Source organism: Blautia sp. Marseille-P3201T (assembly GCF_900120295.1).
Taxonomy (GTDB): Bacteria; Bacillota; Clostridia; order Lachnospirales; family Lachnospiraceae; genus Blautia.
In genome coordinates this window covers 112073-138539 of record NZ_LT635465.1, presented here as the reverse complement: position 1 = coordinate 138539, position 26467 = coordinate 112073, and the positions used below count along the sequence as shown (strand labels likewise).

The 26467-nt window shown below is 38.7% G+C and carries 22 protein-coding genes, 3 tRNA genes and 1 riboswitch; of the genes, 19 read left to right on the top strand and 6 right to left on the bottom strand.

What is annotated here, in order from left to right:
• Positions 1-54 precede the first annotated feature (54 nt).
• From BQ7352_RS01195 to BQ7352_RS01150, 10 genes are all read left to right on the top strand, one after another.
• Positions 55-879: a MerR family transcriptional regulator gene (locus BQ7352_RS01195; RefSeq protein WP_072446258.1), complete on the top strand. Its 825-nt coding sequence runs from the start codon at positions 55-57 to the stop codon at positions 877-879.
• A 36-nt stretch (positions 880-915) separates the two neighbouring features.
• A complete protein-coding gene (locus BQ7352_RS01190) occupies positions 916-1317 on the top strand; it encodes a GNAT family N-acetyltransferase (protein ID WP_072446256.1) in 402 nt (133 codons plus the stop codon).
• A 174-nt stretch (positions 1318-1491) separates the two neighbouring features.
• A complete protein-coding gene (locus tag BQ7352_RS01185) occupies positions 1492-2358 on the top strand; it encodes an Rpn family recombination-promoting nuclease/putative transposase (RefSeq protein WP_072446254.1) in 867 nt (288 codons plus the stop codon).
• Positions 2359-2525: 167 nt separating this feature from the next.
• The gene (locus tag BQ7352_RS01180) at positions 2526-3380 is read left to right on the top strand and encodes an Rpn family recombination-promoting nuclease/putative transposase (protein ID WP_072446252.1); all 855 of its coding nucleotides are present in this window, start codon (positions 2526-2528) and stop codon (positions 3378-3380) included.
• Positions 3381-3576: 196 nt separating this feature from the next.
• Positions 3577-3678: riboswitch (TPP riboswitch) on the top strand.
• Positions 3679-3904: 226 nt separating this feature from the next.
• Entirely contained in the window at positions 3905-4102 is a 198-nt protein-coding gene (gene thiS / locus BQ7352_RS01175) for a sulfur carrier protein ThiS (RefSeq protein ID WP_072446250.1), read from the top strand.
• Between the two features lie 4 nt (positions 4103-4106).
• A complete protein-coding gene (gene thiF / locus BQ7352_RS01170) occupies positions 4107-4736 on the top strand; it encodes a sulfur carrier protein ThiS adenylyltransferase ThiF (protein ID WP_072446248.1) in 630 nt (209 codons plus the stop codon).
• A gap of 1 nt (position 4737) precedes the next feature.
• On the top strand, positions 4738-5514 hold the full coding sequence (locus tag BQ7352_RS01165) for a thiazole synthase (protein WP_072446246.1): 777 nt from the start codon (positions 4738-4740) through the stop codon (positions 5512-5514).
• Between the two features lie 10 nt (positions 5515-5524).
• Positions 5525-6742 (top strand): 2-iminoacetate synthase ThiH, encoded by a 1218-nt coding sequence (gene thiH, locus BQ7352_RS01160; RefSeq protein WP_072446244.1) that lies wholly within the window; start codon positions 5525-5527, stop codon positions 6740-6742.
• Complete coding sequence (locus BQ7352_RS01155; RefSeq protein WP_072446242.1) at positions 6735-7322, top strand: thiamine phosphate synthase; 588 nt, start codon at positions 6735-6737, stop codon at positions 7320-7322. The genes thiH and BQ7352_RS01155 overlap by 8 nt, the downstream gene beginning before the upstream one ends.
• A gap of 67 nt (positions 7323-7389) precedes the next feature.
• Positions 7390-8685 carry a redoxin domain-containing protein gene (locus tag BQ7352_RS01150; RefSeq protein ID WP_072446240.1) on the top strand — a complete coding sequence of 432 codons (1296 nt, stop codon included), beginning with the start codon at positions 7390-7392 and terminating at the stop codon, positions 8683-8685.
• Positions 8686-8730: 45 nt separating this feature from the next.
• Here the strand turns inward: BQ7352_RS01150 and BQ7352_RS01145 are convergent.
• Positions 8731-8803, bottom strand: a tRNA-Gly gene (locus tag BQ7352_RS01145).
• Positions 8804-8806: 3 nt separating this feature from the next.
• Positions 8807-8877 (bottom strand) — tRNA-Gly (locus tag BQ7352_RS01140).
• Between the two features lie 250 nt (positions 8878-9127).
• On the opposite strand from BQ7352_RS01140, the gene BQ7352_RS01135 reads away from it, so the two are divergent.
• Positions 9128-10252, top strand: a complete 1125-nt coding sequence (locus BQ7352_RS01135; protein WP_072446238.1) for a glycerate kinase family protein — start codon at positions 9128-9130, stop codon at positions 10250-10252.
• A 161-nt stretch (positions 10253-10413) separates the two neighbouring features.
• Here BQ7352_RS01135 and BQ7352_RS01130 read toward each other — a convergent pair whose 3' ends face one another.
• Together BQ7352_RS01130 and BQ7352_RS01125 are read right to left on the bottom strand one after the other, a co-directional pair.
• A complete protein-coding gene (locus BQ7352_RS01130) occupies positions 10414-11136 on the bottom strand; it encodes a type 1 glutamine amidotransferase (protein ID WP_200791356.1) in 723 nt (240 codons plus the stop codon).
• Complete coding sequence (locus tag BQ7352_RS01125; protein WP_072446233.1) at positions 11136-12473, bottom strand: MurT ligase domain-containing protein; 1338 nt, start codon at positions 12471-12473, stop codon at positions 11136-11138. Before BQ7352_RS01125 ends, BQ7352_RS01130 begins: the two co-directional genes overlap by 1 nt.
• Positions 12474-12644: 171 nt before the next feature.
• Between BQ7352_RS01125 and BQ7352_RS01120 the strand changes: the two genes are divergently transcribed.
• Together BQ7352_RS01120 and BQ7352_RS01115 are read left to right on the top strand one after the other, a co-directional pair.
• Positions 12645-12717: transfer RNA gene (locus BQ7352_RS01120), tRNA-Phe, on the top strand.
• Between the two features lie 279 nt (positions 12718-12996).
• Positions 12997-19038 (top strand): InlB B-repeat-containing protein, encoded by a 6042-nt coding sequence (locus BQ7352_RS01115; RefSeq protein ID WP_242948495.1) that lies wholly within the window; start codon positions 12997-12999, stop codon positions 19036-19038.
• A 76-nt stretch (positions 19039-19114) separates the two neighbouring features.
• On the opposite strand, the gene trxB is transcribed toward BQ7352_RS01115, so the two are convergent.
• Positions 19115-20035 carry a thioredoxin-disulfide reductase gene (gene trxB, locus BQ7352_RS01110; RefSeq protein ID WP_072446399.1) on the bottom strand — a complete coding sequence of 307 codons (921 nt, stop codon included), beginning with the start codon at positions 20033-20035 and terminating at the stop codon, positions 19115-19117.
• Positions 20036-20057: 22 nt separating this feature from the next.
• The gene (trxA, locus tag BQ7352_RS01105) at positions 20058-20372 is read right to left on the bottom strand and encodes a thioredoxin (protein WP_072446231.1); all 315 of its coding nucleotides are present in this window, start codon (positions 20370-20372) and stop codon (positions 20058-20060) included.
• Positions 20373-20579: 207 nt separating this feature from the next.
• On the opposite strand from trxA, the gene BQ7352_RS01100 reads away from it, so the two are divergent.
• The 6 genes from BQ7352_RS01100 to BQ7352_RS01075 all read left to right on the top strand — a co-directional run bounded on the left by BQ7352_RS01100 (position 20580) and on the right by BQ7352_RS01075 (position 26455).
• A complete protein-coding gene (locus BQ7352_RS01100) occupies positions 20580-21554 on the top strand; it encodes a GTP pyrophosphokinase (RefSeq protein ID WP_072446229.1) in 975 nt (324 codons plus the stop codon).
• A gap of 128 nt (positions 21555-21682) precedes the next feature.
• Positions 21683-22111 carry a 50S ribosomal protein L13 gene (gene rplM / locus BQ7352_RS01095; protein WP_072446227.1) on the top strand — a complete coding sequence of 143 codons (429 nt, stop codon included), beginning with the start codon at positions 21683-21685 and terminating at the stop codon, positions 22109-22111.
• Between the two features lie 16 nt (positions 22112-22127).
• The gene (rpsI, locus tag BQ7352_RS01090; protein ID WP_003023000.1) at positions 22128-22520 is read left to right on the top strand and encodes a 30S ribosomal protein S9; all 393 of its coding nucleotides are present in this window, start codon (positions 22128-22130) and stop codon (positions 22518-22520) included.
• A gap of 150 nt (positions 22521-22670) precedes the next feature.
• On the top strand, positions 22671-23174 hold the full coding sequence (locus tag BQ7352_RS01085) for a flavodoxin family protein (RefSeq protein ID WP_072446225.1): 504 nt from the start codon (positions 22671-22673) through the stop codon (positions 23172-23174).
• 297 nt (positions 23175-23471) lie between these two features.
• Positions 23472-23807: a DUF134 domain-containing protein gene (locus BQ7352_RS01080; RefSeq protein ID WP_072446224.1), complete on the top strand. Its 336-nt coding sequence runs from the start codon at positions 23472-23474 to the stop codon at positions 23805-23807.
• 65 nt (positions 23808-23872) lie between these two features.
• Positions 23873-26455 carry an FAD-dependent oxidoreductase gene (locus BQ7352_RS01075; RefSeq protein WP_072446222.1) on the top strand — a complete coding sequence of 861 codons (2583 nt, stop codon included), beginning with the start codon at positions 23873-23875 and terminating at the stop codon, positions 26453-26455.
• Positions 26456-26467: the final 12 nt, after the last annotated feature.

Here is a 26467-nt window from a genome sequence, read left to right as displayed (position 1 = left end):
TCTAAAAGATATAATAAAGTATAGAGTAACCCGATAGTCAAGAGGTGTTTTGTTATGAATAAGAAAATGTATTTCAGTACAGGAGAATTTGCCAAGCTGGCAGGAGTATCTAAGCACACACTGTTTTATTACGATGAAATTGGATTGTTTTCTCCTGAAATTAAGAATAGAGAAAATGGTTATCGTTATTATTCAGCAGCGCAGTTAGAGGTTTTGGATGTGATTTATGTATTACGTGAGCTGGATATGACACTGGAAGAAATTCAGGAATATATGCAGAACCGCACACCGGAACAATTTTTACAGCTTTTCCGGCATGAAGAGCAGATAATCAGTGACCGCATCAAACATTTAAAATCAGTAAAAAACTGGATTACAGAAAAGAGTAAACTGATACACCAAAATTTACAGGAAGATTTAGATAAAATTACCATCCGCCAAGAACCTCAGCGCTATTTAGTAGAGAGAAGTGTCAAAGAAAATGACGACAGAGCATGGGCAAAAGCCATTGGTAAGCTATGGGATTACTGCATGGAGCATGGGATAAAAAGTGCTTATCCCATAGGTTATCGTCAGGAAAAAGAAGATATTGAGCAGGGCGTTTTTGATAATTACCATGTTTTTTATCAAATGCTGGATACAAAACCGAAGAAGATAGAGTGTAGCATTCGAGAAGCAGGGAATTATTTGTGTGCTTATCATAAAGGAAGTTGGAAAAATGTTGGGGAGACATACTCCAGAATGTTGCAATATGCGAAAGAACATGAATTGATATTAGGTGGATATTTTTACGAGGACGGTGTATTGGACAGCTTGACTGTGCAGGAAGAAAAAGATTATGTGTGCAGGATAAGTTGTCGGGTAGAGAAGGATATATAGTTGAGAAAAGATAGATAAGTAAATGGAGAAAATAATATGATTGAAATACGAAACGTGCAGGAAAAAGATTATGAACAGATAAAGCGGTTGGAAAATGCTATATTTGAATTTCATAGAAAACATAGACCAGATTACTTTCGTGAACACGTAGATTATACTAGGAAGGAATTTGAAGAGTTATTAAAATTGCCTGCTTCGATGGCATTTGTAGCAACTTTGAAAGAAGAAATCGTGGGTATTTGCTTTGGAAAAATTGAAAAAAGTAGAGGGGATATTTACTGTAAAGAAAGAAAAATAGCTGTGATTGATGATTTATTTGTTTTGCCCAAATATCGTGGGTGTGGGATTGCCTCTAGTTTAGTGAAAGCAGCACATGAAAAAGCAATGGCTGAACGGGCAGAGACAAGAGACATTAGAACTTTGTGTTTGGGGATTTAACAGTAGTGCGATACAATTTTATAAAAAAATGGGTATGAAAATACAATTTTTGAGAATGGAGCAACAGTTATTGCCTAAAAAAGTGGAAGATGAAGAACTCAAAAGCTGGTAAAGTTGTTTTTTATCTGCTATACTATATTTCATAGAATTCCTCTGTAAAGTGGAGGAAAAAATATGAATACATTATTAAAAAATCTTACAATCAAAAATAACTTTATGTTTGCAGCCGTGATGTCAGATGAGGAAAACTGCAAAGGCTTTTTAGAACGTGCTCTTTCCATGAAAATCGACCATGTAGAAATCAGCACAGAAAAAAACATTGTTTATCATCCGGAATATAAAGGGGTGCGATTAGACGTCTATGCGAAAGATGAAAACAATACTCGTTATAACATAGAAATGCAGGTGTTAAAGCAACCCGCTTTGGGGCGGAGAAGCCGTTATTATCAAAGCCAGATGGATATGGAGCTTTTGGCAAAGGGATGTGAATACGCAGAATTGCCCGATAGCTATGTGATTTTCTTATGTGACTTCGACCCTTTCGGGGAAGGGAAATATCGCTATACTTTTTGGACAGCTTGTGAGGAAACAGAAAAAGCTTCTTTAAAAGATGGGCGCTGTATTATGTTTTTGAATACTCGTGGAGAAAATGCAGAAGAAGTGCCGAAAGAATTGGTTTCTTTTCTGAAATTCGTGCATGCAGACTTAAAAGAAAGTCAAAAGGACTTTCAGGATGATTATGTAAGACAAGTGCAGAAATCGGTCACCCATATCAGGGAAAGTAGGGAAATGGAGGAGAGATTTATGCTTTTGGAATTATTGTTAAAAGATGAACGCAGAGAAGGTAGAGAAGAAGGCAGGAAAACCGGACAATTAGAGGAAGCGCAAGGAATGCTTCAGATGGCATTAAACAGATTTGGAGAGTTGCCGGATAATCTTCTGAAAACTTTGCATCAACAACAGGATATAGAAGTGATTAGAAATTGGATGCAGATAGCTTTAAAGGCTCAATCACTGGATGATTTCATTTCTAAAATGTAATATCTAAAAATCAATTCAAAGCTTAAATCCAATTACATTTCATAAAGAAAGATGTGTGAGCAAATAGCCGTAGAAAAATGGGAAAAACTTTCAAGAAAGCTGGCAAAGCTGTTTTTGGTCTGTTATACTATATTTTATAGAATTCCTCTGCAAAATGGAGGAAAAATATGAATACATTATTAAAAAATCTTACAATCAAAAATAACTTTATGTTTGCAGCTGTGATGTCAGATGAGGAAAACTGCAAAGGCTTTTTAGAACGTGCTCTTTCCATGAAAATCGACCATGTAGAAATCAGCACAGAAAAAAACATTGTTTATCATCCGGAGTATAAAGGTGTGCGATTAGACGTCTATGCGAAAGATGAAAACAATACTCGTTATAACATAGAAATGCAGGTGTTAAAGCAACCCGCTTTGGGGCGGAGAAGCCGTTATTATCAAAGCCAGATGGATATGGAGCTTTTGGCAAAGGGATGTGAATACGCAGAATTGCCCGATAGCTATGTGATTTTCTTATGTGACTTCGACCCTTTCGGGGAAGGGAAATATCGCTATACTTTTTGGACAGCTTGTGAGGAGACAGAGAAAGCTTCTCTAAAAGATGGGCGCTGTATTATGTTTTTGAATACTCGTGGAGAAAATGCAGAAGAAGTGCCGAAAGAATTGGTTTCTTTTCTGAAATTCGTGCATGCAGACTTAAAAGAAAGTCAGGAGGACTTTCAGGATGATTATGTAAGGCAAGTGCAGAAATCGGTCACCCATATCAGGGAAAGTAGGGAAATGGAGGAGAGGTTTATGCTTTTGGAATTATTGCTAAAAGATGAACATAAGGAAGGCCAAAAAGTTGGGCGTTTAGAAGAAGCACGGGAAATGCTCCAAATAGCACTCAATAAATTTGGAGAATTACCGGATAGCCTTCTGAAAACTTTACAGCAACAGCAGGATATAGAAGTGATTAGAGGCTGGATGAAGATAGCTTTAAAATCTCAATCACTGGATGATTTCATTTCTAAAATGTAATATTTAAAAATACTAATTCAAAATCAAATCAAATAAACCTGCAAGTCTTATAAATTAAGATTTGCAGGCAAATAAAAACATTTCAACGCCATTTCGGCAAAATTTCAAAAAAGCAGAGGAATTCTATTTTTAATTTTTGTAATACAGAAAAATCGGTTGACAATTTTAAAGAAAAGTTTTATAGTTACATCAATAAGAAAACAGGGGAGCTTGTATACAGGCTGAGAGGAAGTTGTGAACTTCGACCCATAAACCTGATGTGGATAATGCCAACGTAGGGATACAGAAGTGGTAAATTTAGGAAATCGGGTTCTTCGATTTCCTTTTCTATTTTTTATTACATAGGAAAATTTATTTACCGAAGAAGTTGAGAGTGAATGAGAGTTCATGAAGGGGTGCACCACCGCGGGTGTATTCTTTCGTGAACTCTTTTTTATTACATAGGAAATTGCGTCCTATGTAATAAAAAATGCTCCGCAAGGATACGCAGTTGCGCAATCTTTCTTATAAAAAGGAGGAAAAGGATGATTTATTTGAATGGAAAACAGGAGGAGATTTCGGAGGGAATTTCTCTTGCAGAACTTGTAAGGGAACGTCAATATTGTTTGGATTATATTGCGGCGGAATTAAATGGAGAAATTGTGCCAAAACAGCAATATAAGGATACTATTCTTCGAAGTGGAGATAAGCTTGAAATTGTGAGCTTTGTGGGAGGGGGTTGATAAAGTGGAAGAAAGAGAAATCTGGGAAGCTCTTTGCAGCCGTCATTCAACCGCTGTGCAGGAAAAATTATGGAGAGCACAGGTTGCGGTGGCAGGACTTGGGGGATTAGGCTCTAATATAGCCGTATCTCTTGCCAGAATTGGTGTTGGACATCTGCATCTGCTGGATTTTGATGAGGTGGATTTGACGAATTTAAACCGACAGTATTATTTTCTCAGACATATTGGTATGAAAAAAACAGAGGCTTTGAAAGAAATTTTGCTGGACATTAATCCGTATTTGGATATTCAGACAGATTGCAGGAAAGTAAAGGGGGAGGATATTCCTCAGCTATTTCAGAAAGATGAATATATTTGTGAAGCCTTCGACCGTGCAGAGCAGAAAGCAATGCTGGTAAACGGAATTCGGGAATATTTTCCCGATAAAGTGCTGGTGGCAGGCAACGGCATGGCAGGATATGGAAAAAGTAATGAGATACAGACACGCAAGGTGGGAAAAAACTTTTATATTTGTGGAGACGGAGTTTCCCAGTCTGTGCCGGGCAGGGGGCTTATGGCGCCTCGTGTTGCTCTTTGTGCAGCACATCAGGCAAATTTGATTACAAAGTTAATTATTGAAAGTGAGGATATATAAAATGGAAACAAAAAAAGATACATGGAAATTAGGAAATCACGAATTTCAATCACGATTTATTTTGGGCTCAGGGAAGTATTCTCTGGAATTAATTCAGGCAGCGGTGGAGCTGGCAAAAGCAGAGATTGTTACCATGGCGCTTCGCCGTGCAAATGAGGGAGGACTTGCCAATATTTTAGATTATATTCCAAAGAATGTAACGCTTTTGCCTAATACATCAGGGGCACGAAATGCAGAAGAAGCTGTTCGTATTGCCCGTCTTTCCAGAGAAATCTGTCAAAGCGAATTTGTGAAAATCGAGATTATGAGAGACAGTAAATATCTGCTTCCCGACAATTATGAAACAGCAAAAGCAACAGAAATTCTGGCTAAGGAAGGGTTCGTTGTAATGCCTTATATGTATCCTGATTTAAACGCAGCCAGAGATATGGTAAGTGCAGGAGCTGCCTGTATTATGCCTCTTGGAGCACCTATCGGTTCGAATAAAGGGCTGTGTACCAAAGAATTTATTCAGATTTTAATCGATGAAATTGAGCTGCCGATTATTGTGGATGCAGGCATCGGAAGACCTTCTCAGGCATGTGAAGCAATGGAAATGGGAGCAACAGCAATTATGGCAAATACAGCCATTGCAACAGCCGGAGATGTTCCTCTTATGGCAGAGGCATTTAAAAATGCAGTGGAAGCAGGACGAAGTGCGTACTTGTCAGGCCTTGGCAGAGTAAAAGAAAAAGGCGGCAGTGCATCTTCACCGCTTACTGGATATTTAGAAGATTAGGAGAAGGAAAATGAGTGCAGAAAATCATATAAATGAAAGCATTTTAAGTGATGAAATCAAGGAGCATCAGAAGAAAAACAGGATTGACCACATGAAATATATGCCGGATATGGAGGTGTTGGAGTCTGATATTTTAGATAAGGTTTTAAATTATGTAGAGAATTACAATTATGAAACTTACACAGAAGCAGATGTAAAGAGAGCATTGTCTCACGAAAGAAAAACACCGGAGGACTTTGCGGCGTTATTGTCACCGGCAGCCTTGCCTTTGCTGGAAGAAATTGCCCAGTGTGCAAAGGTAGAAAAGGAAAGATATTTTGGCAATTCTGTGGCTATGTTTACCCCTCTTTATATTGCAAATTACTGTGAAAATTATTGCATATACTGTGGCTTTAACTGCCATAATAAGATAAAAAGAGCACAGTTAAATGCACAGGAAATTGAGCAGGAAATGGCTGCAATTGCTAAAAGCGGATTACAGGAAATTTTAATTCTGACAGGAGAAAGCAGGAGTAAATCTACAGTAGAATATATAGGAGAAGCATGTAAAATTGCCAGAAAATATTTCCGCGTTATTGGTCTTGAAATCTATCCGGTAAATGCAGATGAGTATGCTTATCTGCATAAGTGCGGAGCTGATTATGTGACTGTTTTTCAGGAGACCTATAACTCCGATAAGTATGAAACACTTCATCTTGCAGGGCATAAAAGGATATTCCCTTATCGATTTTACGCTCAGGAAAGAGCTTTGAAGGGCGGTATGAGAGGTGTGGGGTTTGGTGCGCTTTTAGGGCTGGACGACTTTAGAAAAGACGCCTTTGCCACAGGAATACACGGATGGCTTTTGCAGAAAAAATATCCTCATGGAGAAATCGCTTTTTCCTGTCCCAGACTGCGTCCGATTATCAACAATGATAAAATTAATCCTATGGACGTTCATGAAAAACAGCTTTTACAGGTGGTATGTGCGTATCGTTTGTTTATGCCTTTTGCAAGTATTACCGTGTCTACAAGGGAATGTGAGCGTGTAAGAGATAACTTGATGAAGATTGCAGCCAATAAGATTTCTGCCGGCGTCAGCACAGGAATTGGAGAGCATGTAGAAGAAATGGAAGATAAGGGTGACGAGCAGTTTGAGATTTCCGATACTCGTTCTGTGGAGCAGGTATATGAGGATTTGGAAAAATTGAATTTGCAGCCGGTTATGGCGGATTATGTGTATGTGTAGAGAAGAAATATTTCAGAATGTAATTGCAGTGTCAAATCGAAAGCTGTGTACCCGCCCTTTTCCGGAGCAGATAGAAATTGTATGCAGACATAGACCGCAATCATTGATTTTACGAGAAAAAGATTTAAGCGAAAGTGAATATGGAAAATTAGGACAAGAGGTAAAAGAAATCTGCGAAAAATATCAGGTAACTTGTATTTATCATACCTTTTATGAGGAAGCGAAAAAGGCAGGAGTCAGAAATATTCATTTGCCCTTGTGGAAATTAGAAGAGCTGAATAAAGAGGATGGACAAAGAGACTTTGACCTTATCGGAGCATCCATACATTCGGTGGAAGAGGCAAAAAAAGCAGAAAAGCTGGGCGCAACCTATCTTACGGCAGGGCATATTTATGAGACAGGCTGTAAGCCGGATTTACCGCCCAGAGGCCTGAACTTTTTAAAAGAGGTGTGTCAGGCTGTGGACATACCTGTTTATGCCATTGGAGGAATACGGCTGGAGAAACGGCAGATTGCTGAAATTCAGAAGGCAGGAGCAAGAGGGGCCTGTATTATGTCGGAGCTTATGAAGATTTCTTAAATTCTTCTTTACATACAGGACTATTTTCGTATACAATGAGGAAAAACAAAATAAAGGAGTAGAAAATATGGGATTTTCATTGGACGTAAGTGTTCCGGTGTTGACTGTGTTTTTACAGGGATTATTGAGTTTTTTCTCACCTTGTGTACTGCCGCTGATACCTTTGTATATCAGCTATTTGTCAGGAGGAACGCAGACAGTAGGCAAAGATGGAAAAATATATTTTAAAAGACGTAAAGTAATGTTGAATACGCTTTGCTTTGTAATCGGAATTAGTTTTGCTTTTTTCCTGCTAGGATTGGGCGTATCGGCGATTGGAACCTTCTTTAAAAGCAATCAGCTTTTATTTGCCAGAATTGGCGGTATACTGGTAGTCCTTTTTGGGCTGTATCAGTTGGGAGTTTTGGGAACCAGCCGTATTTTGGGACAGGAAAGACGTTTGCCTTTTAAATTAGATGTTCTTGCCATGTCACCGATTACAGCGTTAATTATGGGATTTACCTTTAGCTTTGCATGGACGCCTTGTGTAGGACCTGCTCTTACCAGTGTACTGCTTATGGCAGCGTCAGCCAGCACAAAGCTATGGGGATTTTTGCTTATCGGTGTATATACGATTGGATTTGTGCTGCCTTTTTTAGCTGTGGGACTCTTTACCACAAAGCTGCTTGAATTCTTTAAAGCTCATGTAAAGGTTGTAAGATATACGGCGAAAATCGGCGGAGCTTTAATGATTTTTATGGGGATTTTGATGTTTACAGGAAAGATGAATGCAGTGACCGGCTATTTATCCAGCGGTGCACCTGTAACAGTTGAAGAACAAAAAGAAGAAGAGAAAAAGACAGAAGCAGCGGAAGCGAAACAAAAAGAAAATGAAGAAACAGCTGACGCAGAAGAAAAGCAGGAAACGGAAAGCGGATTGACGCCGGCGATTGATTTTACTTTAACAGACCAATATGGAAATACACATAAGCTGTCTGATTATAAAGGAAAAACGGTCTTTTTGAATTTTTGGGCGACTTGGTGTTCACCCTGCAGGGCAGAGATGCCGGATATTCAAAAGCTGTACGAGTCTGCGGAAACGGAAGGCGAGGATGCTTTAGTTGTATTAGGTGTGGCAGCGCCAAATCTGGGGAACGAGAAGTCTGAAGAAGAAATTAAAGCGTTTCTTGAGGAAAATGGATACACGTATCCTGTACTTATGGATACCACAGGCGAAGTGTTCATGTCTTATGGTGTGAATGCCTTTCCGACTACTTTTATGATTACAAGAGAAGGAGAAGTGTTCGGATATGCCAGCGGTCAATTAAACGAAGCAACTATGAAAAGTATTGTAGAGCAGACCATGTCAGGAAAGAGAGAATAAATAAAAGAAGCTTGAATTTAAATATTCAAGCTTCTAAAAAATAAAAGCGCGAGACGGGACTCGAACCCGCGGCCTCGACCTTGGCAAGGTCGCGCTCCACCAACTGAGCCACTCGCGCAGAAGCGGGTGATGGGAATCGAACCCACATATCCAGCTTGGAAGGCTGGTGTTCTACCACTGAACTACACCCGCAAGTGTTGTTTATCTGTGTCCCTCAAGGACAATACCTATAATACAATAGATAATTAGATATGTCAACACTTTTTTGAAAAAAATTAAAAAAATAAATTTTTGATACAATAGAGACATTTTTCTTCTCTCATTGTTTCAAATATAAACATATTATAAAAGAGAATGCTTGAAAATAAAATGGGAAATCCGATAAAATAAGAGAAAAGATGTTTCAAAAGAAACATAGGGCGAAAGTGGAGGAAGAGAAATCATGAAGTTTGTATTAATTCCGGATTCTTTTAAAGGAACATTAAGCTCTGTTCAAATTTGCAAAATTACTGCAGCAAAAATCAGAGAGCATTTTCCTGACAGTAAAATATTGGAAATTCCTGTAGCAGATGGAGGAGAAGGTTCTGTAGATGCTTTTCTCTTAGCTGTGGGCGGAGAAAAGATAAAGGTAAAAGTGAAAAATCCATATTTTGAAGATATGGACAGCTATTTTGGACTGATTGATGGGGGAAAAACAGCAGTAGTAGAAATGGCATCCTGTGCAGGACTTCCATTGGTAGAAAATAGAAAAGATCCCAGACTTACCACCACTTATGGGGTGGGGCAGCTTATGCTTGCGGCAGCAGAAAGAGGAGTGAAGAAAATTGTTGTAGGATTGGGAGGTTCTGCTACTAATGATGGTGGATGTGGAGCAGCCGCTGCAGCAGGCGCAAAATTTTATAATAAAGAAGGGAGAGAGTTTATTCCTACCGGCGGAACGGTTATTGATATTGAAAGTATAGATTTAGAGGGAATAAACAAAGTTTTTAAAGATATTGAGATTATAACTATGTGTGACATTGACAATCCTATGTATGGAACTTTCGGTGCTTCTTATGTTTTTGCTCCGCAAAAAGGGGCAGATGAAAAATGTGTGGAGGAGTTGGATAAGGGGATTGAGAATTTGAGCCGGGTTATTGCAGAAACTACCGGAAAGGATATTAGTCAAATACCGGGAACAGGTGCAGCAGGGGCTATGGGTGCAGGTATGGTGGCATTTTTCAATGCAAAGCTTCAGATGGGAATACAGACAGTGCTGGATACAGTTAGATTTGATGAGAAAATTGCCGATGCGGACTATATTTTTACAGGAGAGGGCAAATTGGATGCTCAAAGCCTGAGAGGAAAGGTTGTCATGGGAATTGCCCAAAGAGCGCAGCAACAGGAGAAAAAAGTGATTGCTGTTGTAGGGGGAGCAGATGATAAAAATATAAAAGAAGTATACCGGATGGGGGTGACAGCTGTATTTCCCATTAACAGACTTCCACAGGATTTTTCAGTCAGCAGACAGTATAGTGCTGATAATTTAGGGTATACCATGGATAATATTTTGCGATTGCTGAAATAGGAAACAAGTGTATATCGAGAATATTTATACATTTTACGCTTAGTTTGCGCTCACTTTGAGCTTGTAATCTCAAGGCGTGCTCAGTAAATTTGCCAAAATTGTATAAATATTCCTGATTACTGCTTGGTGCGACATCTCCACATGTGTAAGAGCAGTTTGATTTAAGCTTGTTTTACAAAACGGTTGTAGATATATTGATTTGCTTTCACTTCTAAATCATCATCTAATGGAGTTAAATCTCCTTTGCCATATTTTCTTTCCAAAGCATTGGAGAGAAGATAGTCACATATATGTGGATTTTTAGGGAGAAGTGGTCCGTGCAGATAAGTGCCGATTATATTTTTATACAGAACGCCTTCTGTGTGGTCTTCTCCGTTATTTCCATGTCCGTATAAAACTTTTCCGAATGGTTTGTTCTCTCCGATATAGGTTCTGCCACCATGGTTTTCAAAGCCTACAATAGGGAGAGGAAAAGCTTCATTTTTCAGTACAATATTGTCAATGAGGCGGGGTTCTCCTTGCTCCGTATGTAAATCTACAAGAGAAAGTCCCTCCATAGTTCCTTCGGAAGTTTTATAGTAATGTCCTAAAAGCTGGTAGCCGCCACATACAGCAATCACGCTGCCGCCGTCTTCAATATAATTTTTAAAATCCTGTTGAATACTGCGAAGTTTGTTGCACACCAGCATTTGCTCCCTGTCAGAGCCGCCGCCCAGGAGAACAATGTCCAGATTGGAAAAATCAATATGGTCTTCTAAGGAAAATTCAATAGTTTCGGCTTCAATGCCTCTCCATAAACTACGCTTTGTCATGCACTGAATATTGCCTCTGTCTCCGTATAGATTTAAGAGGTCCGGATATAAATGTCCAATCGTTAATTTCATCATTTCCTGCCCTCCATTTTCTTTAAAAGATTGTGTGTGGTGTAGAGTCCTGTATAATTTACGAGGACGTACAAGTTTTTCGTTCCGTTTTGAATTTTGCTTTCAATGGCTTTTTCAATGTCCTGTTCAATATCAGAGGGGATATCTACATATTTCAGGCGAAGCGCCATATCCAGACAACGAATACCGCAGACAGTAATAGAAGCTGCATTGGCATCTTTTAAACGGTCAAAATCAACGTCCCAGAGCCAGGAGATATCTGTACCATCCTGACTGTTATCATTAATTAAAATAATAATATCTTTTAAGCTGGTATCTGTCATAACAGCAGAAATATTCTGATTAAAACCTGCCGGATTTTTTGCCAGGTTAAGCATGACCTTCGTACCCTGAATTTCAAATAATTCATTTCTTCCAAATTGAGGTGTAAAATTTCCTAAAACATCATTAAAATGTTCAAGAGAAATATTTGCCATAGAGGCAGCGCCATAAACGGCTAAAATGTTATAAACGTTATAAAATCCTCTGTAATTTGCTTTTACATGGAAGTCATTTACGTCAAAAGTAATCCCCTCGTCAAGCTTTACGTTTGTTCCGTCAAAATCTAGATGAGGACGTTTAAATCCGCAGTGAGGACAATAATAATCTCCTAACTGGCTGTAATGGTAGAAATGATACTGCATTTTCTCACCACATCTTTTACAAAATCTGCCCTCTCGTATTTCCCTGCTGTTTTCGTCAGATAATACTTTTTGGCTAATTCCGTAGGCTGCGTATTCATTTTCGTTATCAAGAGCCAGGAAGGTAGACAGAGAGTCATCGCCGTTTACCAGAAGCTTCATTTTCGGAGCCATTTTCATGGCTTTTGATAAAAGGTTCATAGTAGTGTCGATTTCACCGTAACGATCCAACTGGTCACGAAACAGATTGGTAAGAACCATAAAATCCGGCTGAAAATGAGGAAAAACGCGAACAGTAGAGGCTTCATCAATTTCAATGCAGGCATAGTCTGCTTTTAAATGTCCTGAAAGACCGGCATTGAGTACAAAAGCAGAAACAACACCGTTTAGCATATTGGAACCGGTGCGGTTGCAGATGACTTTCTGCCCGTTTGCTTCCAAAACAGAAGCTAATAAATTGTTGGTGGTTGTTTTTCCGTTTGTACCGCATACCACAAAAATATCCTTTTTTACTTCCTTTGCCAGTTCAGAAAGGATAGGCGGATATATGGAAAGGGCGGCTTTTCCTGCCAGCGTGGCACCTTGTTTTCCGGTGAGGCGGCAGGCTGTTTTTATGAAGTGAGCGCTCCATACAGCGAAAAGTCTTCGTATATTCATGATAAATTCATTCCTTTATTTTGTAGTGTGTGTATTGTTTTCTTCAACTATTCATTATACATAAAGAAAAGAAAGAGTACAACCGGAAATCTTTTTAAAAAACCTATTGCTATTTGGAAGAGTATGTGATAATATAAATTCGTTGTTGCAAGACAAAGTCTTACATGCAATGCCCAGATAGCTCAGTTGGTAGAGCAGAGGACTGAAAATCCTCGTGTCGCTGGTTCGATTCCGGCTCTGGGCATTTTAAGAAAACATATCTTTGACATAGAAATGGGGCTTAAAATACCGTTGTTGAAGCAGAAATGCTTTGATAACGGTATTTTTTATTGTATAGGAATTTGCGTCCTGTGAAATAAAAATAGTATAAAATGTTTTGTGCAAAATGCACTAAATATATAAGAAAAATAGAAAATAAAGAGAAAAAAGTTGAAATTTATACAAAGAAGTGTAGGATTTTGCATATACGTCTGTGAGAAGAAACGATATAATAAGTCGTTAATATTTTTAAAAGGAGGCATTTATGAGAAAGCAAAGACTGGCACGCATTGGGGCAGCGACACTTGCAGCTGTACTTACCGTACAGGGAATGGGATTTTCTCCTACAGTGTATGCAAAAGAAGAAATAGTTAGGGTAAAAGCGGATTCTCAGAGTCAGATGAGTTCAGAGCCGGAACGTGTAGCAGTAAAGGACTATGGGAGTAATTCTGTCAGAACACAAAACTTTGACAGTGACTGGAAATTTAATCTAGGGGATGTGTCAAATGCACAAAGTCCGACATTTGATGATTCAAAATGGAGAACTTTGTCTTTACCTCACGATTATAGTATTGAGCAAGAATATTCTCAGTCACTGGAAGCGGAAAGCGGCTATCTGCCGGGAGGAGTAGGCTGGTACAGAAAGAATTTTACTTTGGGGGAAGAGGCCAAGGGAAAACGAATTCGTATTGACTTTGATGGTGTGTATATGAATGCCACTGTTTATGTAAATGGAAAAGAAGTAGGTATGCATCCGTATGGATATACACCATTTTCTTTTGACATTACAGATTATATCAGTTATGACAAAGAAAATACAATTGCGGTAAAAGTAGATCATCAGACACCTTCCAGCCGCTGGTATTCAGGCAGCGGTATTTACAGAAGTGTAAGTTTGACAACTACCAATGATATTCATGTGGACTTAAATGGAATTAAGGTGGAAAGTAATAATTTGGCGAAAGAGGCAGGAAAAACTGTAAATACAGATATAAAAACGACAGTTATCAATGACTCAAAAGAGGCACAAAATGTTACAGTAACACATACAGTCTTCAAAAAAGGTGAAAAACCGGATAAAGCAATTGGATCTTTTACAACAGAGGCACAGGAGATTGGGGCAGGTAAAAAAGTCGAAATTTCAGCCGCTGTACCGGTAAAAAATCCTGAGCTTTGGTCAGTGGAAAATCCGGCGCTTTACACAATTCGCACAGAAGTAAAAGCAGGAGACAAGCTTTTAGACAGTTATGATACAGAATATGGTTTCCGCTATTTGAATTTTGATACGGAAACAGGATTTCAGTTAAATGGAAAAAATGTAAAATTAAAAGGTGTTTGTATGCACCATGATCAAGGAGCGTTGGGAGCAGTTGCTAATCGCCGTGCCATAGAGCGCCAGGTGGAAATTCTTCAGGAAATGGGATGCAATTCTATTCGTGTAACACATAATCCGGCATCAAAGGATTTAATTGAAATCTGTAATGAAAAAGGTATTTTAGTCATTGAAGAAGTGTTTGATGGCTGGCATCGCGCAAAGAACGGAAACAACAATGATTATTCCGTATGGTTTGAAAAAGCTATTGAAGAAAATAATACCATTCTGGGAAAAGAAGAAGGTATGACATGGGCAGAATATGATTTGAAAGCTATTATGAAACGCGACCAGAATGCACCTTCTGTTATTGAATGGTCTCTTGGAAATGAAATTCAGGAGGGTGCAGGCGGAACCGGATACGCAGAAAGAGCAGACAAATTAATTGAGTGGGCGAAAGAAGCAGATGATACGAAGACACTCACTATTGGAAGTAATGCAGTTAAGCGAGGAGATGCAGAACAGGTTTCTATTGGAGACAAACTTACGGCAGCCGGTGGTACATCAGGGACAAACTATTCCGATGGTGCAAGTTATGATAAGCTTCACAAGGAACATCCGGATTGGAAGTTATACGGTTCTGAAACAGCTTCATCTGTAAACAGCCGCGGAATTTATTCTGTTACAGGAAATCAGGAAGCTACTTCAGAACAACAGCTTACTTCTTATGATAATTCAAAAGTAAACTGGGGCGCATTGGCAAGTGAAGCGTGGTATGATGTTATTCAGAGAGATTTTGTAGCAGGAGAGTATGTTTGGACAGGCTTTGACTACATAGGTGAGCCGACTCCTTGGAATGGTACAGATCCGGGAGCAAAAGGAACATGGCCTTCACCAAAGAATTCCTATTTTGGAATTGTTGATACAGCAGGTTTTCCAAAGGACAGCTACTATTTCTATCAGAGTCAGTGGAATGATGAGGTAAATACCCTTCACGTACTGCCGGCATGGAATGAAGATGTTGTAAAGAAAAATGCAGATGGAACAGTACCTGTTGTGGTTTACTCTGATGCAAAAGAAGTTGAATTATTCTTTACACCGGCAGACGGTGGAGAGAAAAAATCTCTTGGAAAGCAGACCTTTAAAACAGAAACAACAAAAGCAGGATATAGTTATCAGGTATTAGAAGATGGAAAGAAAAACCACAAAGATTTGTATATGGAATGGCGGGTTCCTTATGAAGCAGGTACATTGGAAGCTGTTGCCAAAGATGCAAAAGGAAATGTGCTTAAGGACACAGAGGGCCGTTCTGTAGTAAAAACTACAGGAGAGGAAGCGAAGCTGTCAGTAAAGGCAGACAGAAAATCCATTCAGGCAGATGGAAAAGATCTTTCCTATATTACTGTAGATGTTACAGATAAAGATGGAAATATTGTGCCGGATGCAGCAAATCGCGTTACTTTTGATGTACAGGGCGCAGGAAAACTGGTAGGTGTAGATAATGGAAGTTCCCCGGATCATGACTCCTATAAAGTGGATAACAGAAAAGCTTTTAGTGGAAAAGTTTTGGCTATTGTACAGTCTACCGAAAAAGCAGGAGAAATTACAGTTACTGCAAAAGCAGATGGTTTAGAGTCTTCCACAATAAAGATTAATACTACGCCGATAAAAGAAGAACCGTCTGAACGTTATATTGAAAGCTATAAGTATTCGAAATCTTATTATGTAAAAACCGGTACAAAACCACAGTTGCCTGAGAAAATTGAGGCACAGTATTCTGATGGTACAAAAGAAGACGTAGCTGTTACATGGGGAAAAATCAGTGATGAACAGGTTTCTAAGACAGGCAGCTTTACTGTAGAGGGAACAGTCGGCCAGAGAAAGATTACCGTGAATGTTAATATGATTGATGATGTGGCAGCATTGCTGAATTATTCAGGTGTAACGCAAAAAGGGGTAAAACCACAGCTTCCGGACGTAAGACCAGCAGTGCTTCCTGACGGAACTGTTTTATCTGCTTCTTTTCCTGTAAAATGGGAAGATGTAAATGCAGAAGCCTTCCAAGAGCCGGATAAAGTTGTGACAGTCAATGGTTCAGCGGATATTTTCGGAAAAACAATTCCGGTAACAGCATCTATCCGTGTACAGAAGGAAGATATTAAAATTGGAAGCAGTGTAACGAATGTTGCGAAACTTTCACAAAATATTCAGGGTTCTGATACTTTAGAAGCTATTAAAGACGGAAAAACAGAGATGTCATTAAATAATGACGGTGGTGCAAATGAGACTGCATGGAGCAACTGGGATGCTTCTCAGAAGGGAACGAAAGAAGCAGAGCTTACCTTTACCTTTGATACACAGCAGAGAATTGGTGAAATTGTTATTCATTTTGCAAAGGATAACAGCAGCATTCGTTTCCCAGATGCAGGAACAACAGAGCTTTTTGTATCTGAAACAGGAAAAGACGGAACATGGGAAAAAATAGAAGCAAAAGAACAGATTGGAAAAGAAAAAGACAGAGTAAAAGCCTATCGTTATGAAATGGCTCCTGTTACTGCTACTTATGTAAAAGTGAAAATAGTAAATGCCAATGCAGCTGATACCGGAAACAGAAAACCATGTACAGCAATTACAGAAGTAGAGCTGAAAAAGGCAGAGGGTTCTTTTAAAGTAAATGAAACAGCAGAGCTGGCAGAAGTTAAAGTAGGAGAACGTGTGCTTCCAGAGGCAGCTTATGCACTGGATAGTTATTCTGTACCGGAAACTGATGTGGAAGTAACTGCAAAGACAAAAGATAATGCATCTATTACAATTTTGCAAAAGCAGGAAAATGTAGTACGCATGATTTTAGAGTCAGAGGATCATAAAAAAACAAAGAACTTTGAAGTGAGAATGGGAGAAGAAGAAACAGTTCTTCCGGGAGATGACAGCAAAGATTATCCGGTGGAAAAAATTACTGCGGCAGCGGGAAGCGAATATACACCGGGAACTTCTGAAGAAGGCCCTGTAAAATACGCTTTTGATGGAAAAGCAAATACGCATTGGCATACAAACTGGAGCACAGGAGAGGGAGGTAAACCGGAACACAGAACGATAACCTTAAAACTTGGAAGCGATGAGGAAGAAGCATCTGTTGTCGAAGCATTGCGCTATATGCCAAGAAGCAATGGAGCCAATGGACGTGTAACAGAGTATGAAATTCAATATAGTATGGATGGTGAGAGCTGGCAGAAAGCAGCAGCAGGAACTATAGATAAGAAGCAGAGTGGCTGGATGATTTTAGGATTTGAAGAACCGGTACAGGCAAAATATGTGCGCTTCATAGGTGTACACACAGCTTCTGATCAGGGTAATGATAAACACATGGCAGTATCAGAGCTGCGTGTAAGAGTATCAGAAAAAGCTCCTGCACCATCTGAGAAATTTAAAATAACCACAGCTGTAAATGATGAAACAATGGGTACAGTAAAGCAGGACAGTGACACTGGTGAGTATGAAAAGGGAGCAAAGGCAACATTAACTGCAACTGCAAAAGAGGGATTTACCTTTGTAAATTGGACCATTAATGGTGAAGAGGTAAGTAGAGAAAATCCTTATATTCATACTGTAAAAGCAGATACTGTAATTATAGCAAACTTTGAACCTGTAAGTGTTGCAGAGAAATTTACATTTAAGGCGAATGTGAATGATAAAATGAAGGGAAGTGTTGTTGTAAAACCAGAGCAGGAAGAGTATGAAGAAGGTACAGAAATTACTGTGACAGCTACATCTGCTTCTGAAGCGTTTGAATTTGTAAGTTTTACAAAAGGTGATACAACAGAGGTTGTAAGTTATGACAGTACCTATAAATTTGAAATTACAGAAAATACAGTGCTTACAGCTAACTTCAGGGAAACAGAAAATACTTGCGTGATTTACGCAGATGTCAATGACGAAATGCTGGGAAGCGTTTCTATTCAGCCGGAAACAGCCGGAAATATTTACGAAACAGGAACAGAGGTAACACTGACGGCTACATCGGCAGAAGGCTGTGAATTTGTTCAGTGGTTAGATGTGACAGTAGGCGAGGATGGAAAGGAAATTACAACGCCGGTAAAAGATGCGAAAGAGGTTTATACTTTTATTGCGGAACAGAGCAGAACGTTGAGAGCAGAATTTAGAACAGCTTTAGAAGAAGGACAGCATCGTGTAGTTATAAGAATAAATGATGAAACAATGGGGGAAGCAGTTCTTGATCATGCAAACGGAATTTACGAAGAAGGAACAGAAGCAACTGCTACAGCTACAGCAAAAGAAGGTTTTGAATTTGTAAATTGGACAGAAACAGAAACCGGAGAAGCGGTAAGTGAAGAAAATGTCTATAAGTTTGAAGTAAAAGCTGATATGGATATTACAGCAAACTTTGAGAAAACTGAGGCAGAAATTCCTCCGACAGCTGAAGAGGTATTAAATGATTTAATTGAGGGAGGGGAAGTACCTTCTGAAATCAAAAAGGACGAAACAGAGTTTATTCTTCCAGAAGTACCAGAAGGATTTAAATTAGAAATTGAAAAGGTAAATCCAGAGGGAATTATTGGATTAGATGGAAGTGTTATTACACCGGAAAAAGATACTGAAGTGATTGTAACATTAAAGGTAACTGCACAGGATGGAACAAGTCGCAGCGGACAGTTTAAGGTACAGGTAGAAGGTAAAAATGAGCCTGCACCAACGCCTGATCCGGAACCAACCCCAGAACCAGAACCGACTCCGGAACCAGAACCAACCCCAGATCCGGAACCAAGCCCAGATCCGGAACCAAGCCCTGCTCCTGATCCTAAACCGGATAATGGAAACCAGGGAGGAACGAATAAACCAGCTAAGAAACCTGGAACTACCACTTCAGCTCCTGCAAAAACAGGTGATGAAGCACCTGTAGCAATGTGGATAGGAATTTTTGGAATATCTGCAGCAGCAGTTGTAGTTCTTATAAAAAGAACGAAAAAACAAAAATAAGATGTAAAAAGGGGCTGTCGCTTTAAATACTCAGGATATGTACTTAATGCGACAGCCTCCTTCTTTTTAAAGAGGGTTATAAATTTTTAATTTTATGGAAAGCATCCTGAGCAGCGATTGCCCCATCATTTACTGCAGTTACTACTTGCCGTAAATGTTTCTGCCTTACATCACCTGCACCATACAAAAGAGGGATTTTTGTTTCCATGGTGTGGCTTACAATCATGTATCCATGCTCATCCAATATATTGAGCGGCTTTAGAAAATCTGTCACAGGATCCGCCCCAATATAAGGGAAAATACCGGAAAGGCTAAGGGTGCGTTCTTCTTTTGTAACTACATCCAATATTTTAAGACCGGTTACCTGTGTGGTATCATCCAAAATTTCTATCGGAATTGCCTGCTGGATAAATTCAATTTTAGGATTGGATTTTGCAGCGTCTACGGCAATTTTATCTGCACGAAAGACATTGCGCCGCATAATAATATAAACTTTGCTGGCAAATTGTGTAAGGTAGACAGCTTCTTCTAATGCAGAGTTGCCTGCTCCGATAACAGCGATTTCTTTATCTCGATAAAAAGCACCATCACAAACGGCACAATAAGAAATGCCTTTGCCTATATTTCTTTCTTCGCCGGGAATGTTCATCAGACGTTCTTTTGTTCCTGTAGCTACCAGAACGGCGGGAGCTTCAAAAACAGTACCGTCTGCGCAGACAACTTGCTTTTTATCACCATCAATGATTTCTGTTACCAATCCGTATTCGTATACAGCACCAAAGCTGGTAGAGTGCTCAAACATATCAAAGGCAAGTTGAGAGCCGGGTTCTGATTGAATGCCGGGCCAGTTGCTGATTTCATTTGTTTTTAACAATTTTCCACCGGGAGCACCGCCCTCAATCATTGCTGTCTTAAGCCCCGCTCTGGAGGCATAGATGGCAGCTGTCATACCGGCGGGACCTGCTCCGATAATAATAAAATCATATTCTTTTTTCATATCCATGCCACCTTTCTGCTGATTAAAGCGCTTTCATTTTCTGTTCGATCACCGGTTTTGGAAGAAAACCGATGGCAGAGTCTTTTACCTGTCCATCTTTAATGAAGAAGATAGATGGTACTGTTGTAACTTTCCACTGTCTTGTTAATTCTGGATTTTCATCAATGTCTACTTTTACAATTTTAAAATCCTGCTGTTCTGCATCTAATTGTTCTAATACTTGTCCCAGCATTTTACAAGGACCGCACCATGTTGCAAAAAAATCCAATAAAACCGGTTTGGAAGATTCTAATACCTCACTGTTAAAGTTGTTTTCATTTATGTGTAAGATTGCCATAATTCTTTCTCCTTTGCTTGTGTTATTTTTTATTTGATATCTGTATTATAACCACCGCTTTGATTATAGTCTGTGACGAGGTCACATATTTATACGGAAAATGGAAAAAATCTTAAAAAGTGGGGTAAAAACGTTTACGAATACTCTTTAAATTGTTATAATAAGACGTAATATTAAGGGATTTAGTTGGCAAAAGAAGGAGAGTATATGAGAGGAATTGAAGAACTGTCAGAGCTTTTAAAAAGTGATGAAATTAACAGTTTAGGCAAAGACCTTGGAAAAAGAATACAGGATAAATTAAAGAAAAGCGGCATCTACTTTCATATCTTTGCCAGAGTGAAAGAGGCAGGTTCAATCTGGCATAAGCTGGAATGGAAAAAAGAAGAGTATCTTCAGAAGAATAAAAAAATGCAGGATATCGTGGGTATTCGAATTGTACTATATTATATGGATGATATTGCAATCTGTAAAGAAATGTTAAAAAACACGTATTCTATTATCGAGAAGGACTCCCATGAGGATAAGCCAAAAGTGAATGAATTTAACCCACTTCGGATGAACTATGTTTGTCATATTCCGGAAGAATTTGTTGGAAGATTTCCGGAAAAATTGTGGGAGGATTATAGAATTGATAAAACTTTTGAGGTACAAATTCGAACTACTTTTTCAGAAGGCTGGCATGAAGTAGATCATGAAGTGCGCTATAAGCATAAGGAAGCTTGGGAACAGCACTATGAATTTTCCAGGGAACTAAATGGGATTTATGCAACTTTGGAAGTTTGTGACAGAAGTATGGTAAATCTTTTAGAAAGGCTGGCTTACAGGAATTATAAAAATATGGAAATTGAGGCTATGATTCGTCATAAGTTTCGACTGCGCTTTGAAAACCCAAATATATCGGTACCTCTTAAGGAGTTTCTGCAAAAAGATACGGAATTGGTAAAGAAGATTTATCGAAGCGAAAGAGAAGAGCCGATCCGGTTTTTTGCCAGTGAATTATCAGATGGGATTGCTCTGACAGTGGATAATTTGGTCTTTGTGTGTAATGAATTATGTCTTGGACGTAAAGAGCTTGAAGACCGTACACCAATGATTATTCGTGAAAGAACAAAACAGTGGCAGGAAAGACAAAAAATTTCCATTAATATGGAGAAATCTGTTGACACAGAGTTTTACTTATAATATAATATGACAGTATGACGTAGTTTGAATATGCTTAACCAAAAGCCCCGGTATAGCAGGTTCAAATGTCGTTGTGATTAAAAATTTTGATAAAATATTCTATATTGTTGATAATAGGAGGTAAAACCATGAATACTTATATGGCTAATCCAGATAAGATTGAAAGAAAATGGTATGTTGTAGACGCTGAAGGACAGACATTAGGACGTCTTTCATCTGAAATTGCTAAGGTTTTAAGAGGAAAAAATAAACCTGTTTTCACACCACACATTGATACAGGTGATTATGTAATCGTGGTAAACGCTGAAAAAATCAAAGTTACAGGTAAAAAGATGGAGCAGAAGATTTACTACAATCACTCTGATTATGTTGGTGGTATGAAAGAAACAACATTAAAAGAAATGATGGACAAAAAACCTGAAAGAGTTATTGAGCTTGCTGTTAAAGGTATGCTTCCAAAAGGACCTTTAGGAAGATCCATGATTAAAAAATTACATGTATACGCTGGACCAGAGCACAATCATGCAGCTCAGAAACCAGAAGTATTAACATTTTAATAGGAGGTAATGAACAGTGGCTAGTACAAAATTCTATGGAACAGGAAGAAGAAAATCATCTGTAGCTCGTGTATACTTAGTACCAGGTACAGGTAAAATCACAATCAATAAAAGAGATATTGATGAATATTTTGGATTAGAAACATTAAAAGTTGTTGTTCGTCAGCCATTAACACTGACAGAAACACTTGATAAATTTGACGTTTTAGTAAACGTTCATGGTGGCGGATTTACAGGACAGGCTGGTGCTATCCGTCATGGTATCTCCAGAGCATTATTAGAAGCTGACAGCGAATACAGACCTGCATTAAAAGCAGCTGGATTCTTAACACGTGATCCACGTATGAAAGAAAGAAAAAAATACGGTCTCAAAGCAGCTCGTCGTGCTCCACAGTTCTCCAAACGTTAATCATACGTTTCAGAACGTACAATTTCAAACAGTATTTTACAACCCTTCCAAAGATTTCTTTGGGAGGGTTTTTTGTGATTTTATGAAAATTCTAAATACTACTGTAAAACAAAAATTTATTATAAAGCTAGATTTCTAGGAGGAAAAATTATGAAGATTTCAATTGTTTATGTAAGTCAGGGTGGGAACACAGAAATTGCAGCGGAATATATTGAAGAAGGAATTTTGACAAGATTTCCATTTGCACAGGTAAAATTAATGTCTATTCGAGATGATGAAGTAGACTACGAATTTCTCCAGCAAAGTGAAGCAGTGATATTTGGAACACCGGTATACTGTGCTGGAATGAGTTGGGAATTGAAAAAATGGTTTGATTTCAATGTAAAATTAGATTTAAGTGGAAAATTAGGGGCAGCATTTGTAACAGCACAGTCACCGATAGGAGGGGTAGATATGGCCATTATGGATGTTGTCAGAAACATGATGTTAAAGAAAATGTTGGTTTTTTCTGGAGCAGATAAAAGGACAACAAATAAGTTCCAGTTAGGGGCTGTTGGAATTGCTGAAACCATGGATAAGGATGCAGAGCAGCTTCAAATATTTGGAGAAAATATTGCAGAAAGAGTAATCTCATTGATAGGAAGGCGTGGGTGATAAGAAAATGTCTTTATCGAATTATGAAATTATGCGCAATGAGATGAGAATATATTGGAGTATATGCATTATGAAACGATTTTTTTATGATAGGAGATCTTATCAATAGAATACAAGAAATGATAGGAGTTTGTTAAGGGTAGATGTAACAGAAAAGCAGAGGTTTTGAACATTTGTTAATAAAATTCATAAAAAGTTTTCAAAAAAGATATTGACATAAGTTCAAAACAGGAGTATTTTAAAAGTGCAAAGAAGAAATAAATATTTATTTTAATGCCATACAAGAGAGGAGGAGCCATGGCCAGACCGCAGAAAATCAGATGTATTTGTTCAAAGCCCAAAGTGACAGGATTAATACCAGAGGGTTGTCCGGGAAGTGGAAATATTAACCTTACGTATGATGAATATGAGGTTATTCGTCTTTTGGACTATATAAAACTGACGCAGGAGCAATGTGCAGAAAAAATGAACATTTCCCGTCCAACTGTAACACGCATTTACAACGAAGCGAGACAGAAAATAGCAGATGTGCTGGTAAATGGACAACGAATGACAATCAGCGGCGGTGACGTTACCGTATGTGAAGAAATGCGCCCGGAATGTGCAGGAAAGAAATATTGCTGTCACAGATAGGCGAAAAGGAACTTACAAATACTGAAATTTAGAGACCAATTCACAGAAGAATGGGAGAGAAAACTATGAAGACATTAATTATTGGCGGTGTTGCAGCAGGAACAAAAACAGCAGCAAAATTAAAAAGAGAAGACAGAAGTGCAGAAGTTACTGTAATTACAAAAGACAGAGATATTTCTTATGCAGGTTGTGGACTTCCATATTATGTTGGCGGATTGATTGAAAACCGTGAGGAATTAATTGTTAATACTCCGGCAAAATATGCAGGACTTACTGGTGTAGAAGTAAAGACCGGAAAAGAAGCGATTGCCCTTCATGCGGATAAAAAAGAGGTAATTGCAAAAGATGTTGAAACAGGGAAAGAAGAAACTTACAACTATGATAAGTTAGTATTAGCAGTGGGAGCTTCTCCGGCAAAGTTGCCGATAGAAGGCACAGAACTTTCAGGTGTGTTCAAGATGCGCACACCGGATGATGCGACAAATATTCGTACTTATGTAGAGGAAAATCAGGTAAAGAAAGCGGTTGTAATCGGTGCAGGATTTATTGGCTTGGAAGTGGCTGAGAATTTAAAAGCAAAAGGCGTTCAGGTGACTGTCATTGATTTTGCATCTCAGATTTTACCAAATATTGTGGATACAGAAGTGGCTGTATATGCCAAAAAACATTTATTAAAAGAAGGCATTCGTGTTATTACAGGTACAAAAGCAGAAGAAATTATGGGAGAAGACCATGTAACAGGAGTAAAGACATCAGCAGGATTATTAAGATGTGACCTTTTGATTATGGCAGCAGGTATTCGACCAAATACGGATTTCCTTCAGGACTCTGGTTTAGAGATGTTCAAGGGAACAATTATCGTAGATAAAACAATGAAAACAAATTTAGAAGACGTTTATGCTGCAGGCGATTGCGTGATGGTTACCAACCGCATTACAGGAAAACCGCAGTGGTCTCCAATGGGTTCTTCCGCAAATCTGGAAGGAAGAACACTGGCACAAATTCTTACAGGTACTAAGAAAGAATATCCGGGTGTATTAGGAACCGGTGTGGTAAAATTACCGGGATTAAACATCGGACGTACAGGTCTTACAGAAGAACAGGCAAAGAATGCAGGATATGATGTAGTTACAGTTGTAGCACCTACAGATGATAAAGCACATTATTATCCAGATGCAGGATTTTTTATTACAAAATTAATCGCAGAAAAAGAAACACACAAGCTTTTAGGTGTGCAGGTGCTTGGAACAGGTGCTGTAGATAAAATGATAGATATTGCAGTCATGGGAATTAATATGGGAGCTGTTCTGGAAGACTTTGAGAATGCAGATTTTGCTTATGCACCACCATTCTCTACAGCAATTCATCCATTTGTACAGGCAGTGTATATTTTATTGAATAAGATAAATGGAAATCTTGTGAGCATGACACCGGCAGAATATGCAGCAGGAAAGGCAAAAGATTATAAAGTAATTGATGTAGGTCTTGCACCGTCTATTCGAGGAGCAGTCTATGTAAATCTTTCTCAGGTAAACGGAGAAATCGAAGGTTTGGACAAAGAAGAGAAGCTTCTGCTCGTATGTGCAAAAGGAAAACGTGCATATTTCTTACAGAACCGTATGCGTTTCTATGGATATAAGAATACTGTGGTACTGGAAGGCGCACAGTTCTTTAATGATGTAAAGGTGCAGAATGCAGAAAATGCAGTATCTCCAGAGGAAGAAACAAGGGTAAAGGCTCTTGGATTTTTAAGAGATAAGACAACTTTAGACAGATTTAACGGACGTGTTATTACAAGAAACGGAAAAATTACAGCAGATGAAGCCAGAACCATTGCAGAGGCAGCAGAGCTTTTCGGAAGCGGAGAAGTTACTATGACATCACGTATGACAATGGAAATTCAGGGAGTTCCTTTCGACAATATTGAACCACTTCGTGAATACTTGATGCAGGCAGGATTGGAAACAGGCGGAACAGGTTCTAAAGTCCGTCCGGTAGTTTCCTGTAAAGGTACAACCTGCCAGTACGGATTAATTGATACCTTTGGATTGTCAGAAGAAATCCATGAGAGATTTTACCATGGATATGGAAATGTAAAACTTCCTCACAAATTTAAAATTGCTGTTGGCGGATGTCCAAATAACTGTGTAAAACCAGACTTAAATGACTTAGGTATTATTGGTCAGAGAATTCCACAGGTAGATATGGATAAATGTCGTGGATGTAAAATCTGTCGTATAGAAAAGAGCTGCCCAATTAACGTGGCCAAAGTAGTAGACGGAAAAATTGTAATTGATGAAAATTCATGTAATCACTGTGGTCGTTGTATTGGAAAATGCCCATTTAACGCTTTTGAAGATTATACAAATGGTTACCGTATTTATATTGGCGGACGCTGGGGCAAGAAAGTGGCGCAGGGACGTTATCTGGAAAAAGTATTTACAGATAAGGAAGAAGTTCTGTCTGTTGTAGAAAAAGCAATTCTCTTATTTAGAGAACAGGGAATTACAGGAGAACGTTTTGCAGATACTGTTGCAAGAATTGGATTTGAAAATGTGCAGGAACAGCTTCTGGGAGATGATTTGTTAAGCAGAAAAGAAGAAAACATCAAGGCTCAGAAACATTTAAAAGGCGGAGCAACCTGTTAAGCCTATGTTAAA

Bases quoted from the DNA above. Each gene is read 5' to 3' on its own strand.
- BQ7352_RS01195 (WP_072446258.1), top strand. From the start codon at position 55: ATGAATAAGAAAATGTATTTCAGTACAGGAGAATTTGCCAAGCTGGCA.
- BQ7352_RS01190 (WP_072446256.1), top strand. From the start codon at position 916: ATGATTGAAATACGAAACGTGCAGGAAAAAGATTATGAACAGATAAAG.
- BQ7352_RS01185 (WP_072446254.1), top strand. From the start codon at position 1,492: ATGAATACATTATTAAAAAATCTTACAATCAAAAATAACTTTATGTTT.
- BQ7352_RS01180 (WP_072446252.1), top strand. From the start codon at position 2,526: ATGAATACATTATTAAAAAATCTTACAATCAAAAATAACTTTATGTTT.
- thiS (WP_072446250.1), top strand. From the start codon at position 3,905: ATGATTTATTTGAATGGAAAACAGGAGGAGATTTCGGAGGGAATTTCT.
- BQ7352_RS01165 (WP_072446246.1), top strand. From the start codon at position 4,738: ATGGAAACAAAAAAAGATACATGGAAATTAGGAAATCACGAATTTCAA.
- thiH (WP_072446244.1), top strand. From the start codon at position 5,525: ATGAGTGCAGAAAATCATATAAATGAAAGCATTTTAAGTGATGAAATC.
- BQ7352_RS01155 (WP_072446242.1), top strand. From the start codon at position 6,735: ATGTGTAGAGAAGAAATATTTCAGAATGTAATTGCAGTGTCAAATCGA.
- BQ7352_RS01150 (WP_072446240.1), top strand. From the start codon at position 7,390: ATGGGATTTTCATTGGACGTAAGTGTTCCGGTGTTGACTGTGTTTTTA.
- BQ7352_RS01135 (WP_072446238.1), top strand. From the start codon at position 9,128: ATGAAGTTTGTATTAATTCCGGATTCTTTTAAAGGAACATTAAGCTCT.
- BQ7352_RS01130 (WP_200791356.1), bottom strand. From the start codon at position 11,136: ATGAAATTAACGATTGGACATTTATATCCGGACCTCTTAAATCTATAC.
- BQ7352_RS01125 (WP_072446233.1), bottom strand. From the start codon at position 12,473: ATGAATATACGAAGACTTTTCGCTGTATGGAGCGCTCACTTCATAAAA.
- BQ7352_RS01115 (WP_242948495.1), top strand. From the start codon at position 12,997: ATGAGAAAGCAAAGACTGGCACGCATTGGGGCAGCGACACTTGCAGCT.
- trxB (WP_072446399.1), bottom strand. From the start codon at position 20,035: ATGAAAAAAGAATATGATTTTATTATTATCGGAGCAGGTCCCGCCGGT.
- trxA (WP_072446231.1), bottom strand. From the start codon at position 20,372: ATGGCAATCTTACACATAAATGAAAACAACTTTAACAGTGAGGTATTA.
- BQ7352_RS01100 (WP_072446229.1), top strand. From the start codon at position 20,580: ATGAGAGGAATTGAAGAACTGTCAGAGCTTTTAAAAAGTGATGAAATT.
- rplM (WP_072446227.1), top strand. From the start codon at position 21,683: ATGAATACTTATATGGCTAATCCAGATAAGATTGAAAGAAAATGGTAT.
- BQ7352_RS01085 (WP_072446225.1), top strand. From the start codon at position 22,671: ATGAAGATTTCAATTGTTTATGTAAGTCAGGGTGGGAACACAGAAATT.
- BQ7352_RS01080 (WP_072446224.1), top strand. From the start codon at position 23,472: ATGGCCAGACCGCAGAAAATCAGATGTATTTGTTCAAAGCCCAAAGTG.
- BQ7352_RS01075 (WP_072446222.1), top strand. From the start codon at position 23,873: ATGAAGACATTAATTATTGGCGGTGTTGCAGCAGGAACAAAAACAGCA.